The sequence below is a fragment of the Paenibacillus sp. FW126-R14 genome (assembly GCF_058789495.1).
In genome coordinates, this window is record NZ_JBYTBS010000142.1 from 1 (window position 1) to 605 (window position 605).

The 605-nt window shown below is 46.4% G+C and carries 1 pseudogene; it reads right to left on the reverse strand.

Annotated features, from left to right (window positions below):
• Positions 1 to 474, reverse strand: a pseudogene (locus AC3WRW_RS33070) (group II intron reverse transcriptase/maturase); the annotation flags it as partial.
• Positions 475 to 605 lie beyond the last annotated feature (131 nt).

A 605-nucleotide genomic window follows, 5' to 3' on the forward strand; every position in this document is an offset into this window, starting at 1 on the left:
AATATCTGCGTCTACCACATACCGTATGGGTTCTTTCATAATGATTTGGTCGAGTGCTCTTATGGCATCATGTTGGCTTCTTCCAGGTCGAAATCCAAACGAGCATTCCCTAAAATCCTGCTCGTAAATCACTTGCAGTATCTGGTTTATTCCGTACTGCACGATCTTATCCTCGTACGAGGGGATACCTAGTGGGCGCTTGCTTTTCTCATCTTTTGGGATGTATGTCCTTCGAGATGCCTGAGGTTTATACGCATTACGTTTCATTCTGGCTATGAGATCGTCCAGATTCTCCTCAAGCTGCTCTTCATACGCAGCCTTCGTGACTTTATCGACTCCCGTCGCTTTGTCAGCTGGTAGCTTTAAGTGACTATCTCTAAGCAGTTGCTTATTCAGCAGGTGAGCTAAGGATGTGAACCGTTCTTTGGGTTTTGCTTTTGCAACCTCTGCTATTCTTGCTAGTTTCGTTTCCATTTGTCCTCCGCCTCTGTGTGCTGTAAATGTGTCTCTACCAAGATCAGTAACATGTAGCCGCCTTCCCTCCGCCGACATTACATCGGTTTCTCTGGTACTATGCAGCTATCCGACTCCCTGCGTGCTGTTTG